We start from the raw sequence: 15,459 nt of genomic DNA on the forward strand, positions 1-15,459 counted from the left end.
TATTAGATTAAGTCAGTGTACACAAAATTCTGCGGGGTTAAACTGCCGCAAAAAGGAACCGCGCTATTGGACGTTGAATCCACATTCGCCACGATGATCATTGCCGATATCGTGGGCAGCACGCCGCTTTACAAAGCTGTAGGCGATGATGAGGCCCAGCGACTGATCCAGCTTGAGATCGACCGGCTTCGCTCGGTTCTGCTGGAGTTCGGCGGCGTACCGGTTGGGCAGAAGGGCGACGATGTTCTCAGCTATTTCGAAGACCCAAGCGCCGCGTACCAGGCCGCGCTCAAGCTGATTGAACCTTCGACCCACACGCCTCTGTCCGTACATATCGGTGTGCATTGCGGCCCCATCGTGATCGGCCAGCGCGGGATATACGGCGAGGCCGTCAACGTCACCGCCCGGTTTGCGACTGCAGCCAATCCGGGTGAGGCCTGTTTCAGTCAGGGCGTTGCGGTGTTGCTGCCAAATGAATTGCGGCGAACTCTGATCCCCTTGGGCCAGCTGAGCCTAAAGGGCCTTAACGAGCCGCAGACTGCTTATTCACTGATCCATCCGGACTCGGATTCGATCATGCAGACAAGGCTGCCCCAGAACTTTGGCCGGTCCGAGGAAAACTGGCAGCCGCGCGAAGGGCTGACGCTGATCCTGCGCCATGAAGACCGGGTCTGGCGGTGTCTGGGCAATGGCGAGTTCAATATCGGCCGCTCTCCGGATTGCCATGTGGTTCTGTCGCAACCCTGGATTTCGCGCCTTCACGCCGTGCTTGCAATGAAGGCGGGCAAACTGATCCTGACCGATCGCAGCACGTCGGGCACCTATGTGAAATCCGAGTCGGGGCGTGAAATCCAGCTAAAACGCGAATCCGTCATGCTGGCCGATAGCGGCCTGATTTCTCCGACCCTGCCCATCGAAATGTCCGAGACCTGTTTGCAGTTCGAACTGCTGGGCCGCAATCAGGTGCCGCAGAACGTGGCGTGAACCACCTCGCCTTGCGTCGGTGGGCGCGTCAGGTCGGCCTCATCCGGCTGGTCGTCATAGGGCCGCGACAACACCGTATCGAGACGCTGGAACAAAGTGTAATCCCCCTGCACCGCCGCTTCGATCATCTGCTCGATCCGATGATTGCGTGGAATGAAGGCGGGGTTTGCCGCGTTCATGACCGTTTGCGGCTCCGGCTCGCGCTGCAACCGCGCGGTCCAGCCCTCGGCCCAACTGTCAAAGGCCTGCGGGTCGGTGAATTGATCCCGCGCCGCCTGACCGCTGAGCGCGCGGAACGTGTTGGTGAAATCCGCCTGTTGTTCGGCCATGCGTTTTAGCAGATCGGAAATCAACTCCAGATCCCCAGCTTCGGCGCTTGAAATCCCGATCTTGGCGCGAAAGCGGGTCAGCCAATGATCCTGAATCTGCTCGGGCATCGCATGGACAATCTCGGTCGCCTCTTCCACCGCGGCCTCTTTGTCCTCCATCTGCTGGATCAGAGCGGTCGCCAGCTGCGCAAGATTCCACACAGCTATGTCGGGCTGGTTGGAATAGGCATAGCGCCCCATCCGGTCAATCGAACTGAACACCGTGTTCGGGTGATAGGTGTCCATGAACGCACAGGGCCCGTAATCGATGGTTTCCCCGGCAATCGAGCAATTGTCGGTGTTCATCACCCCATGGATGAACCCGACGCTCATCCAATGCGCAATCAGCCGCGCCTGCACATCGCGCACCGCGCGCAACAAGCCCATCGGCCCATCGGCCTCGTGATAGTGGCGCTCGATGGCGTATTCCGTCAGGCGTCGCAAACTGTCGAACTGCCCCCGCGCCGCGAAGACCTGAAACGTCCCCACGCGCAAATGGCTGCGCGCCACGCGCGTCAGAACGGCTCCCGGCAGTGGGGTTTCGCGAAACACCTGCTCGCCCGTCTCGACCGCGGCCAGCGCGCGTGTGGTCGGCACGCCCAGCGCGTGCATCGCCTCGGACACGACATATTCGCGCAATACCGGCCCCAACCACGCACGCCCGTCCCCCCGCCGGGAAAACGGCGTGGGACCAGAGCCTTTCAACTGAATATCCCGCCGCACCCCATCGGCCCCGATGGTCTCACCCAGTAAAACCGCGCGCCCATCGCCCAGTTGCGGGTTGTAGGTGCCGAATTGATGCCCGGAATAAAGCTGTGCCAAAGGCTCGGCCCCGTGTGGCAGGCTGTTGCCTGCAAAAGCCTCGGCCATTTCCTGCACATCCCCGGGTGAGATCTGCAGCAACCGGGCCAGATCGGTGTTGAACACAATCAACCGAGGGGCACTTACCGGAACCGGTGCCTGCCGCGCAAAAAACGCATCCGGGAGGCGGGCATAAGAATTGTCGAACGGGATCGTCAGGGTCATGCGCCAAACATATGACCTGAACCGACAATTGCCATAGCGGATCACCTGCACCCGTGCATAATCACCTCAAACCCCCGAGGATACCATGACCGCACAAGAGATCATCGACCACCTGAACCTGCAACGCCATCCGGAAGGTGGCTGGTTCAAAGAAACCTGGCGCGCCGAAAACGCGGGCCGCGCAACGGGCACCTGCATCTACTTCCTGCTGAAAGAAGGTGAGAGCAGCCATTGGCACCGCGTCGATGCGACCGAGATCTGGCTCTATCACTCCGGCGCGCCACTGGTGCTGTCGCTCAGCGAAAGTGATCAGGGCCCGGCAACCGATCACCTTCTGACCCCAGATCTGAACGCAGGCGCCCCGCAACTGATCGTGCCCGAAGGCCACTGGCAAGCGGCGCGCAGCACCGGCGATTACACGCTGGTCAGTTGCACCGTCTCGCCGGGGTTCGAGTTCGATGGCTTCGATCTGGCCCCACCCGGTTTTGACATTCCGAGGGCATAATCCATGGACCACCGCGCCCTCATCGCCTCAATTCCGGCCGAGACCAAGGACAAGCTGCAACGCCGGTCCGACGCGGCAGGATTGAAACATCTGGCGGTCTATTTCGCGCTTTTGGCCTTATGCAGCATTGCGATCATCGCGCAAATCCCGCTCTGGCCGGTCCTTATGGTCCCGCAAGGCGTCCTGCTGGTCTTTCTGTTCACGCTCAGCCACGAATGCACCCACAAGACACCGTTCAAAACCGGATGGGTCAACGATACGGTCGGCCACTTGGTCTCGGTACCGATCGCTCTGCCCTTCACATGGTTCCGGTATTTCCACCTGGCGCACCACAAATGGACAAACCACCCGGACAAAGACCCCGAACTTGGCGGAAAACCGCGCCCTGACAGCTGGCGCAGTCTTGCACTCTACCTCAGCGGCGTACCCTATTGGTCCAGCATGGGCAAAGTGCTTGCTCAAAACGCCTTCGGACAGATCGACGCCCCCTACCTGCCCACGCGCCAGCATCCTGCGATCCGAACCGAAGCCCGCATTTTGTTCGTGCTCTACGCACTGGCCCTGCTCAGCCTGCTTTTCTCCCCGCTCCTGCTCTGGCTTTGGATCATCCCCGTCCTGATTGCCCAACCCGCGCTGCGCCTGTACCTTCTGGCCGAGCACGGCCTCTGCCCACCGGTCGCCAATATGCTGGAAAACTCGCGCACCACCTTCACCAACCGGATCATACGGTTTCTGGCCTGGAACATGCCTTTCCACGCCGAACATCACGCCTTTCCAAACGTGCCCTTCCACCAGCTACCCGCATTCCATGACTGGACCCGGACCCACCTGAAATCCACATCCAACGGCTACACAGACTTCACCAAAGATTACGCCCGCACGCTCAACTCCTAGGATCCGTTCTTCATTTGGCCAAAAATACCTCGGGGGAGTCGCGCCTGCGCGACGGGGGCAGCGCCCCCCTATTTCTCAGCCCGACTTTTGATCAGCATATTGATCAATGGCACCAAAACCGCCGTCAGAGACCCCAGTGGATTCGCCCCAATGCCTTTGACCGCACGCACCACGTCGCGTGCCTCGGTCGCCATATCCTCAAGCTCGTCCTCGATATCCGCAATTGCCATATCACGCAGCTCAACGGCTGGTGCGACCTCATCTTCGGCATTGCTGCGCCGTGCAATCAGCACAAGCAGCCCGGCCAGTACAAGATTGCCAAAGGACAGCAGCGCGGCGGCGGCGGCGGGCGACATCGTGCTTCGAAGCGCAAAGAACAGCGCGACGTTCAACAGCACCAGCGCTGACATGGCAGCAATCCCCGCCAATACCATCAGAATGGTCTGCTGCTGCATAACGGCCAGACGACGGCGCGCGATCAGGCGTTCGGTTCGGTAGATCGTGACCAGATTTCTGCTCAGCCTGCTCATAACGTTGCTCCTACCCCTGTACCCGCCCAACCACGTAGCCCAGCGAAAACGCAATCAGCAGGGCGGTGATCGGATAGTCCTTCTGCAGGCGGCCGAATTCCTCGACCACATCTTCTCCCAAAGACTGCGCTTTGCTCAGATCAATCCCGTGCTCTTCCAGCAGCTTTCGAATCTCATCCGAGGTTTTGACGGGCTCGGTCTGATCCCCGGGGGTCGAAGCCGCCCCGCCCTTCGCCTCCAACTCGGCATTGCGGCTGCGTAGCGCTTCCAACTCGGATTCAAGCTCGGCTTTGGTTGCCATACTCTCTGGCCCTCATTGCATGGGTGTCGCGCAACCGTCGCACAATGAGTTGTTTTTTTGAACTGTTTTCCGGTTCCGCCTCACCCGGCCCGATTCATCGAGACCGAACTGACGACACCGCCCCCCACCAAAGCCTGAACACCGGTCGTGCCGGGGCACGAGGTCGGCAGCCCGCGCGCCACACGTACGGCGAGATAGGCGAAAGCCTGTGCTTCCAGCATGTCACCGTCCAGACCCACGGCCTCGACCGGTTCGACCGGGCAATCGAGCGAGACCCGCAGCATCTCCATCAACACCGGGTTGCGCCGCCCGCCACCAGTGACCAGAACGCGGGACGGAGGTTTCAGACAATACCCGATCCCCTGCGCAACCCCTGCCGCGCACATTCCCGTCAGGGTCGCCACCGCATCCGCGTCGCTGAGTTCCTGAACCAGCCCGATCATCTCGGCAAAATCGTTCCGGTCTAAAGACTTCGGTGGCATCTTGGTAAAGAACGGCTCGGCCAGAAACAGTTCCAGCGCGCCCATCTCAACGGTGCCCTCGCGCGCAACCGCGCCATCCCGGTCCATCGGTTGACCCAAACGCGCCTGCATCAAATCATCCACCGGCGCATTCGCCGGCCCGGTGTCAAACGCCAGCAGGGCGCCGGGTTGTTCGGGCCCGTCAAAGCTTGGGTCCACATAGGTCAGGTTCCCGACCCCCCCAAGATTGAGGAAACACAGGGGCGCATCAGCCCCAATCCATTTGGCGCAGGCAAAGTGAAAGAACGGGGCCAGCGGCGCGCCCTCCCCCCCCATGGCCACATCGTCGCTGCGGAAATCCCAGACCACAGGCACGCCCAGCGCCTGCGCCAGACCTTTGCCATCGCCAACCTGCAACGTGCCACGCCCGCGCGGCTCATGCGCAAGGGTCTGACCGTGCACGCCGATCAGGTCGATATTGTCGAACTCCGACAACGCTTCGGCATGGGCGATGGTCACCAGTTCAGCCGCCGCATCGACATCTGGCCCGTGCCAATGTCCTAGCGCCGCGCGCAGGATCTGACGCTCTTCTTCGGAATAGGCGCGGTATCCGCTTTCACCGAAGCCATAGATGCGGTGTCCATCGGTTTCCACCACCGCCGCGTCCACCCCATCCATCGAAGTGCCGGACATTGTGCCAAGGGCTCGGATCGGCTTGTTTGTCTTAATGGCCGGGCGCACCTGTCATTCTCCTGCTCGTTCTTTTTCTACCCTTGCGGGTTCGACACTGCCCGCCATTCCCGGGCCAAAGCAAGACGAATAGAAACAGAAGCCGCGTTTTTGGGCAGGCGCGACCGCAGGCCCACACTCGGCCCGACCGAACCCGTTGCGCAATTCCTGCTTCTGCGCCAGCATTGCAGGGCATCTTCGAATAACGGGGCGGGAATGACCGAGGCGCAAACGCCAAAAGACGCAAAAGCAGTTGAGAGCCGGAACTACCAGTTGATCTTCTGGTCCGGCGCGCTGGCTACGATTGGCGGGCAATTGGTGAACCCGCGTCTGGTGCTGCCGTTCCTGTACCTGGCCCTTGGGGCACCAACCTTTGTGGCGGGCCTGCTGCTGCCTTTCGTGACAGGGGCGCGGTTGATTGCGGAAATCTTCGTCTCGCCTTTCGTCAACCACGTGACGCGCGCAAAACTTGCCGTCTATGTGCCCAACATCCTGACGGGGGCCATTCTGGCAGTTGTCGCCCTGTTCGCCACTAACCTGACACAGGTGATGGTGGTTTTGCTGTTCCTGCTGACCGCCATCATCATGGGCCTGTGTCAGGGCATCAACAGCCTTGGCACCAGCCAGATATATGGCACCTCAGTCCCCGAGTCCAAACGCAACCGGATGGTGTTTGCGCAGGCGACCATATCCGGGGTGCTGGCCATCATCGTGGTTTGGGTGACCAAGGATCTGCTGGCTTCGGATCAGCCGATGCAGCGGCATATCGTGGTGATGTGGTGCGGCGTGGTCGCCATGTTTGCAGCCGGGATCAGCTTTGCCGGGGTGCGACTGTTCGAGGAAGAGATCAAGCGCCCGCCGAAACGCGTCGAGAAACCGAAACCCCTGGCCGAACTTGCAACAGGCTTCAGGACCGGAATGGCCTACCCATGGTACCGCAAGTTCCTGTTGGCCCGTGTTCTGTTCATCTCGGTCGAGCTAGCGATGCCGTTTTACACAATTCACGCGGCCACCTACCATATCGGCACCGAACACTCGCTCAGCTATTTTGTGATCGGTGCCAGTGCAGGGATCGTGATCGGATCCATTCTGTGGGGGTGGCTCAGCGGTCGGGTTTCGGTAAAGCATGTGATGTGGCTGGGCTGTCTGACCTCGGCGCTTTCGGCAATCATGGCGCTGGTGTTCACCATGACCGGCCATGCCGGCAATGTGTGGATCTATGCCGCAGTCATCCTGCTTCTGTCCCTTGGCGGCAACGGAGTGATCTATGGGCGCTACCTCTACGTGATCGAGATGACGCAGGAACAAGAGCGGTCCTATCTGGTCGCTTTGGGCGATGTGACAGCCGGTCTGGTCGGCATTGCCTTTGCCGCCGTTCTGGGGGCTGTTGCGCATCTGCACGACCCGGTGACGCCGATCATCGCGCTGGCAATTTTGAACGTGGTCGCGATGCTATATGCCTTTCGACTGCCTGCCACCGGAACCAGTGCTGAGACTGCCGCACACTAGGCCGCCAATTCTTGCAAAATGGTGCCTTTCCCTTACCCATCCTGCCGCCTATACAGTGCCCCGCAATAGTAACCCCGAGGGCACGATATGACCTACCACCCCAAATCGGATTTCATCGCCACGATGATCGAGCGCGGCTTTCTCGCCGACTGCACCGATTATCAGGGCCTTGATGAGGCGCTGATCAGTGGGTGCAAACCGGCTTATATCGGCTTTGATGCAACGGCCAAGTCGTTGCATGTGGGCAGCCTGATCCAGATCATGATGCTGCGCTGGTTCCAGAAGACCGGCCACCAGCCGATCACCCTGATGGGCGGCGGCACCACCAAGGTGGGCGATCCGTCGTTTCGTGCGGACGAACGCCCCCTGCTGGGGCCCGAGCAGATCAATGAGAACATCGCGGGCATCAAAAAGGTATTCTCCGCCTATATCGACTATGACAGCGATGCCGAGAACAAGGCGCTGATGCTGAACAATGCCGAGTGGCTGGATGGCCTGAACTACCTTGATTTCCTGCGCGATATCGGGCGGCATTTCTCGGTCAATCGGATGCTGAGCTTTGAATCGGTGAAATCGCGGCTGGATCGCGAGCAGTCGCTCAGCTTCCTCGAATTCAACTACATGATCCTGCAGGCCTATGACTTCCTTGAACTGAACCGCCGTTACGGCTGTGTTCTGCAAATGGGTGGCTCGGACCAGTGGGGCAACATCGTCAACGGGATCGACCTGACCCGCAGGGTGCTGGATCACGAGATTTACGGCCTGACCTCGCCCCTGCTGACCACCAGCGACGGCAAGAAAATGGGCAAATCCCAGGACGGTGCAGTCTGGCTGAACGCTGACATGCGCTCGCCTTATGAATTCTGGCAGTTCTGGCGCAACACCACCGACGCGGACGTGGGGCGGTTCCTGAAGCTCTACACCGAAATGCCGGTGGATGAGTGTGATCGGCTGGGCGCGCTGCAAGGGTCCGAGATCAATGAGGCCAAAATCCGCCTCGCCAACGAAGTGACCACGCTTGCCCACGGTGCACAGGCCGCGGCAACCGCCGAAGCAACTGCGCGGGAAGTGTTCGAAAAAGGCGGCGTGGGCGACGACCTGCCGACCCTGACCCTCAGCGCCGCTGAGCTGGGCGACGGCATGTCCATTGTGCAGTTGATCGTCAAATCCGGTCTGGCCAAATCCGGCAAAGAGGCCAAGCGCCTGATTGCCGAAAACGGGGCCAAATTGGACGACGCGCCGCTGACAGATGCGGGGCTGATGATCGATGCGGGTACCTTGTCCTCACCCATCAAACTAAGCGCGGGCAAGAAACGGCACGCGCTGGTGCAACTGGGCTAAACCGATTGACCCCGAGCGCAGAACGGTGCGCTCGGGCCTACTGTGAACTCGGTTTCTTTGCCGTGACGCATTCTGTGCTAACCTGTTCGGGGTATTGGTTTCGCAGATTGTTGTGTCATGGTTGTTCAGAATATTTTCAAATCCACCAAAAGAAGCGATGTTGTCTTCGAAGGCGAGAAATTCTCGACCGGAGCGGATGAAGTCACCTGTGTTTTGACGACAGACAGTTTGAAGCTGAAAGGCAGCCCGCCCGCTTCGGGTCACTGCAACATCGTCGAACGCTTTAACTCTCGCTGGGACGTCAAGGATTTGATTGACCTATCGGCGGTTCAAAAGGCGCTTGCGAACAAGACGACACTGCAGAAGCTGGCCAAAGCCAAATCGGTCGAAAAAATCCTAGAACTACTGGCGCTTAGCGAAATTCATATGTTGGCCGACTATTCCGAGCTGCAGGCCCAGACCTATGTCAAAGGTCATATCCTCAGCGAAAAACTGGGCGGCCCGGGAACCAACGTGAACCTGACGCCGATGTCGGCAAGTTCAAATTCAACTTACTACAGCAAGTTCGAATCCAAGCTGATCAAATTGCTTGAGGATGTGAAAAAGGAAGAAAAAGTCACCGGCTACCGCGTGCGGGTTCGGTTTCACGCAAAATGCAAGGGCGCGATGAAGCCGTGGTGGGGTAGCGGTGCGTCCAAAGAGACCGCGCGAATGCTAAGCAAGCTACCAAAGACCCTGCAGGCCAGCTGGCGGTTTGACAGTTTCTTCCGAGACGGCAAGCCGACCGAACGTATCCCCAGGACAAAACTCCCCCCTTCGGTTGTCAAGAAGATGCCAGTTGCAGCCGGGATAAGACCGTTCAGCATACCGTTGGATCTTTGATCGACTGGTCTTTTTTGTGAATTGACGATGACCGGGCGCTAGGGATGATTTGGCGCCAACAAAAACTCGGCCACCCGAAAGTGGCCGATGATTGTTCAAGCGTGCCGGGTCACTTTTTGCCTTTGCCGCCGCCTTTGCCGTCGCCGCCTTTGCCGTGTCCGGAACCGTTGCCCTGGCCATTATTGTTACCGTTATTGCCGGTACCTGGTCCGGAACCGTTGTTGTTTCCGCCGCCGTTACCGGGGTTGCCTGCATTCCCATTGCCGTTTCCGGGGCCGTCGCCGCCTTTGCCGCCGCCCTTGCCGCCACCTTTACCGTCGCCGCCCTTGCCGCCACCTTTGCCACCGCCTTTGCCGGGGCCTTCACCGCCACCGTTTCCAGGGTTGTCACCGCCGCCATTGCCGGGGTTGTCACCTCCACCATTGCCGGGGTTATCGCCGCCACCGTCGCCGGGACCGTCACCACCACCGTCGCCAGGGCCGTCGTTTCCACCGTTGCCGCCACCATTACCCGGGCCCTGACCTCCGCCGCCGGTATTGCCGCCATCGTTTCCACCACCCGTCGGGCCCTGAGCGACCCGATCCGAACTGCGGTCTTCGCCCCGTGTGCTGCCTGCGTCCGAAATCGACGCCGTCGGCAGATCCGTCAGCAATGCCGCCAAACCGGGGCACATCGCGCCGGTGTTCTGCAACGTGGTCTCGAAATCCGCGCGCCGCTGTAGCTGCTTCAGAAAGCTCGGCGTGACCTGCGTGCAGTCACACAGCGCAGCATAATCGCCGCTATTCGCCGCCGTCCGCGCGGTTCGCCAATCGCAAACCTCGGGCGCGGCCGCGGCGCTGCTGGCCATCAAAACTCCAACAAATGGTGCAATCGCAAACGCACCCAATTTGTGCTTCGTACTCGTTAACATGTCGGTACCTCCTGACATAGAAACACCTGACCATGTCAGGCTATTCGATCACGAGATGGAGACGTCTCGTGAGGTCCGGATGAACGCTGGCTGAAGATTTGTTAACCTCGCGTCACCCACGTCGGATGCAAATGACGCTTGGTCTTTGGCCAAACATCTGGACACACCCGACCCAAGCCGCTTATTGAACATACGTTCATAAATCTGGGAGGCATCCGATGAACCTGTCGAACACAGCCGCACTCGTCACCGGAGGCGCGTCGGGTCTTGGCGAGGCCACTGCCCGCCATTTCGCGCAACACGGTGCGCAAGTCACGATTCTGGACCGGGATGAAGACCGCGGCGCGCAGGTGGCCAATGAAATCGGCGGCCATTTTGCACAAACCGATGTCACCGACGAAGGCTCGGTCGCGGCTGCTGTTGCCACCGCAGCAAGCAAAATGGGTCGGATCACCGCCACGGTGAACTGTGCCGGGATCGCCTACGGGATCAAAACCGTGGGCCGCGATGGCCCGCACCCGCTGGACGCCTTTCAGCGCACCATCGACATCAATCTGGTCGGCACCTTCAACGTGTCGCGACTGGCAGCCGTTGAGATGGCCAAAAACGAACCAGAGCCGGATGGCGCGCGCGGCGTGATCATCAACACCGCTTCAATTGCCGCATTCGACGGCCAAAAGGGCCAGGCGGCCTATGCGGCGTCAAAAGGCGGCGTGGTGGGTATGACCTTACCCATGGCGCGCGATCTGGCCTCGACCGGTATCCGCGTGATGGCCATCGCTCCGGGCATTTTCATGACGCCGATGCTGGCGGGCCTGCCCGAAGAGGTGCAGCAGCAACTGGCTGCTGACGTTCCGAACCCCGCTCGCCTGGGGGATCCCAATGAATACGCCCGCCTTGCCGGTTTCATTGTCGAGATGGGCTATCTGAACGGCGAAGTCATCCGCATCGACGGAGCGCTGCGTATGCGCTAGGTCTGTCGAATGACCGAGCGTGAAAAGATGCAGGCCGGGCAGTGGTATTGCTGCCTGGACCCCGAGTTGGACGCGTTGCGGGCGCAAGCCCGCCGCGCAGTTCACGCGCACAACACTTGCCCGCCAGACGATCGCGGCGCGCTGGCTCCTGAATTGCAAACGCTGTTCGCGGACCTTGGGTCCGAGTGTTATCTCGAAGCACCGTTTCACTGCGCTTACGGGATGAACATCCACCTTGGACACCGGGTCTATTTCAACGCCGGATGCGTGATTCTGGACACCGCGCCGGTTCGGATCGGTGACGACACGATGTTCGGCCCCCATGTTCAGATCTATTGCGCCCAGCACGCCAAAGACCCAACCGAGCGCGCCCAGGGTCTGGAAATCGGCTTACCCGTGACCATTGGCCGGAATGTCTGGTTCGGCGGCGGTGCCATTCTGATGCCCGGCATTACCATTGGCGACAACGCAACCATCGGCGCGGGCAGCGTCGTCACCAAAGACGTGGCAGCCAGAGAAACCGTGGTCGGCAACCCCGCCCGGCCTATTCACCCCCTCCGATAACCCTGTTCTGACCCCAATCCGCCAAAGCCGCGATCACAGGGCGCAGCGCTTGCCCCTTTTCAGTCAGGCTGTACTCCACTCGGGGCGGCACCTCGGCAAATACCTTTCGATGCACGATTCCATCTGCCTCAAGCTCGCGCAATTGCTTGGTCAGGCTGCGCTGGGTCACCGTACCCAGCGCACGGGACAAGGCGTTAAAGCGCATGGTGCCGCCAAGAAGATGATAGATTACCAGCCCTTTCCATTTTCCCGATATCTGCTCCAACCCGGCCTCAACCGGGCAGCCTGCACTGCAGTCATATCTTTCAAATCGATCCACCGCCGCCTCCTGCCTTTGACAGTATACAAAAGGTACCTACCTGCATAAATAGTGCGTACTTGCGTGTTTTGTATACGTGTCACATATCCCGGGTCATCGCAACTGAACCCTGTAAGGAGACATCATGGCCCTGACCATTCTCGCTCAAATCACGGCCCATCCGGGTAAGGAAGACCTTGTCCGCGCCGAGCTTGAAAAGCTGATCCCAATCACCCGTGTCGAAGACGGATGCATTCAATACGACCTGCATGTGGACACAACCAATCCCGGTGTTTTCGCGTTTTATGAGAATTGGGAAAGCCGTGACCTGTGGCAAACGCATATGAACGCGCCCCATCTCGCGGCGTATATGGAGGCTACCGAAGGGGCCGTGGCCGAGTTTACGCTGAACGAAATGACACGGATCGGTTGATCCCATCCACGGCAAAGCCGGAGCAGTCGCCAGGCTCCGGTTTTGTGAAACTTTTTCAATGTGGCCTTTTGAGCGTCGAAGAGTCTGCGTTTACCCGGCCTCGGCCTTCTCTTCCAGAATCAGCCACTCTTCCTCAGCCGCCGACAGCTTTTCCTGCCGTTCAACCAGCGCCTCAGACGCCTTCTGGAACTTGACCGGCTCACGCGTGAACAGGTCGGGGTCAGACATCAACTCTTCCAGCTTACCGATCTCGGCCTCAAGGCGCGCGATCTCGGCGGGCAGTTTCTCCAACCGGTGTTTTTCCGAGAAGGACAGGCCCGATTTCGGCTTCGCCTCCTGCTTGACCTTCGGCTTGGAGGGCTTTGGTTTTTCTTCCTTTTTCCCAGCAACCTCTCCGCGCTGAGCGATATAGTCCGACCAGCCCCCGGCATAGACCGTGGCGCGCCCATTGCCTTCCATCGCGATGGTGGTTGTGGCAACCCGGTCCAGAAAATCCCGGTCGTGGCTGACCAGCAGGACGGTACCGTCATAGTCGTCCAGCAATTCCTGCAACAGGTCCAGCGTTTCCACATCCAGATCGTTGGTCGGTTCGTCCAGCACCAGCAGGTTTGACGATTTCGCCATCAGTTTGGCCAGCAGCAACCGCGCCTTTTCGCCACCCGACAGGGATTTGACGGCGGCCCGCGCCTGCGCGTCGTCGAACAGAAACTCCTTGAGATAACCCACCACATGCTTGGGCTGCCCACCCACCATGACCTGATCGGCCTTGCCCGACACCCGCATTTCGGGGTCGCCGGTCAGACTGTCCCACAGGGTCATCTCTGGGTCCAGCTGCGCGCGGGTCTGGTCGAACACCGCAATATCCAGATTGGTGCCCAAAGCGACCGCGCCGGCATCCGGCTCCACTTGCCCCAAGAGCATCTTCAACAACGTGGTCTTGCCCACCCCATTGGGTCCGACAAAGGCCACGCGATCCCCACGCTGCACCAGCAGGTCGAAATTCCGCACGATCTGCGTGTCGCCGAACCCCTTGGCCAGCCCTTTGGCTTCGATCACCTTGCGGCCCGATTTCGGCCCGGCCTCCAGCGTCATCGCGGCCGAGCCCTGACGTTTGATCTGCGCCGCCTTCTCGGCCCGCAGCGCCTGCAACGCCCGCACCCGGCCCTGATTGCGCTTGCGGCGGGCGCTGATGCCCTCGACGGCCCATTTCGCCTCGGACTTGATCAGGCGGTTAAGCTTGTGGCGTTGCTGATCTTCCTCTTCCCAAACCTTGTCGCGCCAGGCCTCGAACGCATCAAACCCCTGCTCTTGCCGCCGTACTGCACCGCGATCAATCCACAGCGTCGCCCGAGTCAACGCCCGCAAAAACGCGCGGTCGTGCGAGATCAGCACAAAAGCGGCCCGCGTCGCGCCCAACTCGCGCTCAAGCCACGCGATGGCTTCGATATCAAGGTGGTTGGTCGGCTCGTCCAGTAGCATCAGGTCCGGCGCTTCGGCCATCAGCTTGGCCAATGCCGCCCGCCGCCGCTCGCCGCCCGAGGCAGTCTCAACGGGGCGCGTGGGGTCGAATTTCAGCCCTTCACCCGCACGCTCGACCTTATACAGCTCTCCGGGTTCCAACCCGCTGGCGGCATAGTCGCCCAGCGTGGCGAACCCCTCCATTCCGGGGTCCTGTTCCATATACCCAACGGACTTTCCGGGTGGCACGACGATCTCGCCCTGATCTGCCTCGACCAGTCCCGCCATCACTTTCATCAGCGTGGATTTACCCGACCCGTTCCGCCCCACAAGCGCCACGCGGTCGCCCGGCTGAACCACCAGATCAAGCTCGGAAAATACCGGATCGCCCCCGAAGGTCAGGGAAATGCCGGACATCTGCAACAAAGGAATTCTCGCCATGCCCGCCAGCTAAACCGGCTGGGCTGGCGCGTCAACGCCCCTGCTTCTTCTCGTCAAAAATACGGATTCACCCGGCCACCGCTCGCAGCAAACGTTTCCGTGCCGGGGGAATCGCCCCAATCTCAAGCCCGGTGAACACGTGCAGAGTGTTCATATGCCGGTCCACCACCGCATGATCGCTGACCCAGCCGCCCATCAGCAGGTATGTCCGCAGCAACGGCGGCATCCGCAGCATTGCCTGTTTCGCATCCGGCATGCGCCGCAAACGCGCGGCAAAGCGAAAGACATCCGGGGCCTTTACGCGCGGCAACCAGCGTTTCGGGGCCAGATGGCGGTGTTTGAGCATGGCAAAGGAATCCAGATATTGCTCGGTCTCGATCCCGGCGAAGGACGAGCAGCCAAACAGCATCTCGATCCGGTTTTGATCGACAAACGCGGTCATCGCCCCCCAGGCCACGCGCAGGATGTCCGGGTCAGTCCAATCGGGGTGAATGCAGAAACGGCCCATCTCGACCATACGCCCGCCGAACCCTTCCAGACTGGACAGGTCATAGAACTGCGCCGAATAGCTATGCGCGATCTCGGACCCGCTCCCCATGGTCAACATCCGGAAACAGCACACAAGCTGCCCACCGGCCTGCATATCCTCGACCAGCACATGGGAACACACCGCATCAAACGCGTCCGCGTCGGTTTGTTCCGTCGCAAAGGCCAGCGTCCGCAGCGACTGCGCCGCCGCTACGTCCCGTTCAGACTGCGCCAACCGGGCCCGATAGCGCCCTTTGTTCAACAAAACGGCTGTTGCCATGGTCGCATCCTCCGAGGTTGCTGACCGGAGATCCAAGTTACCG

General features: G+C 60.2%; 17 protein-coding genes. 9 read left to right on the top strand and 8 right to left on the bottom strand.

Annotated features, from left to right (window positions below; translation table 11 throughout):
* Positions 1 to 66 precede the first annotated feature (66 nt).
* On the top strand, positions 67 to 984 hold the full coding sequence (locus tag ACR0KX_RS08795) for an adenylate/guanylate cyclase domain-containing protein (protein WP_170621933.1): 918 nt from the start codon (positions 67 to 69) through the stop codon (positions 982 to 984).
* Here ACR0KX_RS08795 and ACR0KX_RS08800 read toward each other — a convergent pair.
* Positions 960 to 2,378, bottom strand: a complete 1,419-nt coding sequence (locus tag ACR0KX_RS08800) for a protein adenylyltransferase SelO (RefSeq protein WP_170621934.1) — start codon at positions 2,376 to 2,378, stop codon at positions 960 to 962. The two genes, ACR0KX_RS08795 and ACR0KX_RS08800, sit on opposite strands and share 25 nt — an antisense overlap.
* An 85-nt stretch (positions 2,379 to 2,463) precedes the next feature.
* Between ACR0KX_RS08800 and ACR0KX_RS08805 the strand changes: the two genes are divergently transcribed.
* Positions 2,464 to 2,883, top strand: coding sequence for a cupin domain-containing protein (locus ACR0KX_RS08805; protein ID WP_170621935.1), 420 nt, complete (start codon positions 2,464 to 2,466; stop codon positions 2,881 to 2,883).
* A 3-nt stretch (positions 2,884 to 2,886) separates the two neighbouring features.
* Positions 2,887 to 3,777, top strand: coding sequence for a fatty acid desaturase (locus tag ACR0KX_RS08810; protein WP_170621936.1), 891 nt, complete (start codon positions 2,887 to 2,889; stop codon positions 3,775 to 3,777).
* A 68-nt stretch (positions 3,778 to 3,845) separates the two neighbouring features.
* On the opposite strand, the gene ACR0KX_RS08815 is transcribed toward ACR0KX_RS08810, so the two are convergent.
* The 3 genes from ACR0KX_RS08815 to ACR0KX_RS08825 all read right to left on the bottom strand — a co-directional run bounded on the left by ACR0KX_RS08815 (position 3,846) and on the right by ACR0KX_RS08825 (position 5,762).
* Positions 3,846 to 4,307 (bottom strand): hypothetical protein, encoded by a 462-nt coding sequence (locus ACR0KX_RS08815; RefSeq protein ID WP_170621937.1) that lies wholly within the window; start codon positions 4,305 to 4,307, stop codon positions 3,846 to 3,848.
* 10 nt (positions 4,308 to 4,317) lie between these two features.
* Positions 4,318 to 4,608 (bottom strand): hypothetical protein, encoded by a 291-nt coding sequence (locus tag ACR0KX_RS08820; protein WP_480708308.1) that lies wholly within the window; start codon positions 4,606 to 4,608, stop codon positions 4,318 to 4,320.
* A gap of 80 nt (positions 4,609 to 4,688) precedes the next feature.
* On the bottom strand, positions 4,689 to 5,762 hold the full coding sequence (locus tag ACR0KX_RS08825; protein WP_480708310.1) for an anhydro-N-acetylmuramic acid kinase: 1,074 nt from the start codon (positions 5,760 to 5,762) through the stop codon (positions 4,689 to 4,691).
* Positions 5,763 to 6,014: 252 nt separating this feature from the next.
* Here ACR0KX_RS08825 and ACR0KX_RS08830 point away from each other — a divergent pair, with 252 nt between their 5' ends.
* From ACR0KX_RS08830 to ACR0KX_RS08840, 3 genes are all read left to right on the top strand, one after another.
* A complete protein-coding gene (locus ACR0KX_RS08830; protein ID WP_170621939.1) occupies positions 6,015 to 7,307 on the top strand; it encodes an MFS transporter in 1,293 nt (430 codons plus the stop codon).
* A gap of 87 nt (positions 7,308 to 7,394) precedes the next feature.
* Positions 7,395 to 8,648, top strand: a complete 1,254-nt coding sequence (gene tyrS, locus ACR0KX_RS08835; RefSeq protein ID WP_170621940.1) for a tyrosine--tRNA ligase — start codon at positions 7,395 to 7,397, stop codon at positions 8,646 to 8,648.
* 117 nt (positions 8,649 to 8,765) lie between these two features.
* The gene (locus ACR0KX_RS08840) at positions 8,766 to 9,530 is read left to right on the top strand and encodes a DNA/RNA non-specific endonuclease (protein ID WP_170621941.1); all 765 of its coding nucleotides are present in this window, start codon (positions 8,766 to 8,768) and stop codon (positions 9,528 to 9,530) included.
* A 109-nt stretch (positions 9,531 to 9,639) separates the two neighbouring features.
* Here the strand turns inward: ACR0KX_RS08840 and ACR0KX_RS08845 are convergent, their stop codons facing one another.
* Positions 9,640 to 10,377: a hypothetical protein gene (locus ACR0KX_RS08845; protein WP_170621942.1), complete on the bottom strand. Its 738-nt coding sequence runs from the start codon at positions 10,375 to 10,377 to the stop codon at positions 9,640 to 9,642.
* Positions 10,378 to 10,658: 281 nt separating this feature from the next.
* On the opposite strand from ACR0KX_RS08845, the gene ACR0KX_RS08850 reads away from it, so the two are divergent.
* Both ACR0KX_RS08850 and ACR0KX_RS08855 read left to right on the top strand, forming a co-directional pair.
* Entirely contained in the window at positions 10,659 to 11,414 is a 756-nt protein-coding gene (locus ACR0KX_RS08850) for an SDR family NAD(P)-dependent oxidoreductase (protein ID WP_170450092.1), read from the top strand.
* A 9-nt stretch (positions 11,415 to 11,423) separates the two neighbouring features.
* Positions 11,424 to 11,978 carry a sugar O-acetyltransferase gene (locus ACR0KX_RS08855; RefSeq protein ID WP_170450090.1) on the top strand — a complete coding sequence of 185 codons (555 nt, stop codon included), beginning with the start codon at positions 11,424 to 11,426 and terminating at the stop codon, positions 11,976 to 11,978.
* Here the strand turns inward: ACR0KX_RS08855 and ACR0KX_RS08860 are convergent.
* A complete protein-coding gene (locus ACR0KX_RS08860; RefSeq protein WP_170450088.1) occupies positions 11,959 to 12,297 on the bottom strand; it encodes a winged helix-turn-helix transcriptional regulator in 339 nt (112 codons plus the stop codon). The two genes, ACR0KX_RS08855 and ACR0KX_RS08860, sit on opposite strands and share 20 nt — an antisense overlap.
* Positions 12,298 to 12,421: 124 nt before the next feature.
* Between ACR0KX_RS08860 and ACR0KX_RS08865 the strand changes: the two genes are divergently transcribed.
* On the top strand, positions 12,422 to 12,709 hold the full coding sequence (locus ACR0KX_RS08865; RefSeq protein ID WP_170450086.1) for a putative quinol monooxygenase: 288 nt from the start codon (positions 12,422 to 12,424) through the stop codon (positions 12,707 to 12,709).
* Between the two features lie 90 nt (positions 12,710 to 12,799).
* Here ACR0KX_RS08865 and ACR0KX_RS08870 read toward each other — a convergent pair whose 3' ends face one another.
* Together ACR0KX_RS08870 and ACR0KX_RS08875 are read right to left on the bottom strand one after the other, a co-directional pair.
* Complete coding sequence (locus ACR0KX_RS08870) at positions 12,800 to 14,608, bottom strand: ABC-F family ATP-binding cassette domain-containing protein (RefSeq protein WP_480708313.1); 1,809 nt, start codon at positions 14,606 to 14,608, stop codon at positions 12,800 to 12,802.
* Positions 14,609 to 14,675: 67 nt separating this feature from the next.
* Positions 14,676 to 15,416 (bottom strand): GNAT family N-acyltransferase, encoded by a 741-nt coding sequence (locus ACR0KX_RS08875; protein WP_170621943.1) that lies wholly within the window; start codon positions 15,414 to 15,416, stop codon positions 14,676 to 14,678.
* Positions 15,417 to 15,459 lie beyond the last annotated feature (43 nt).

Source organism: Ruegeria sp. BG5 (assembly GCF_056538425.1).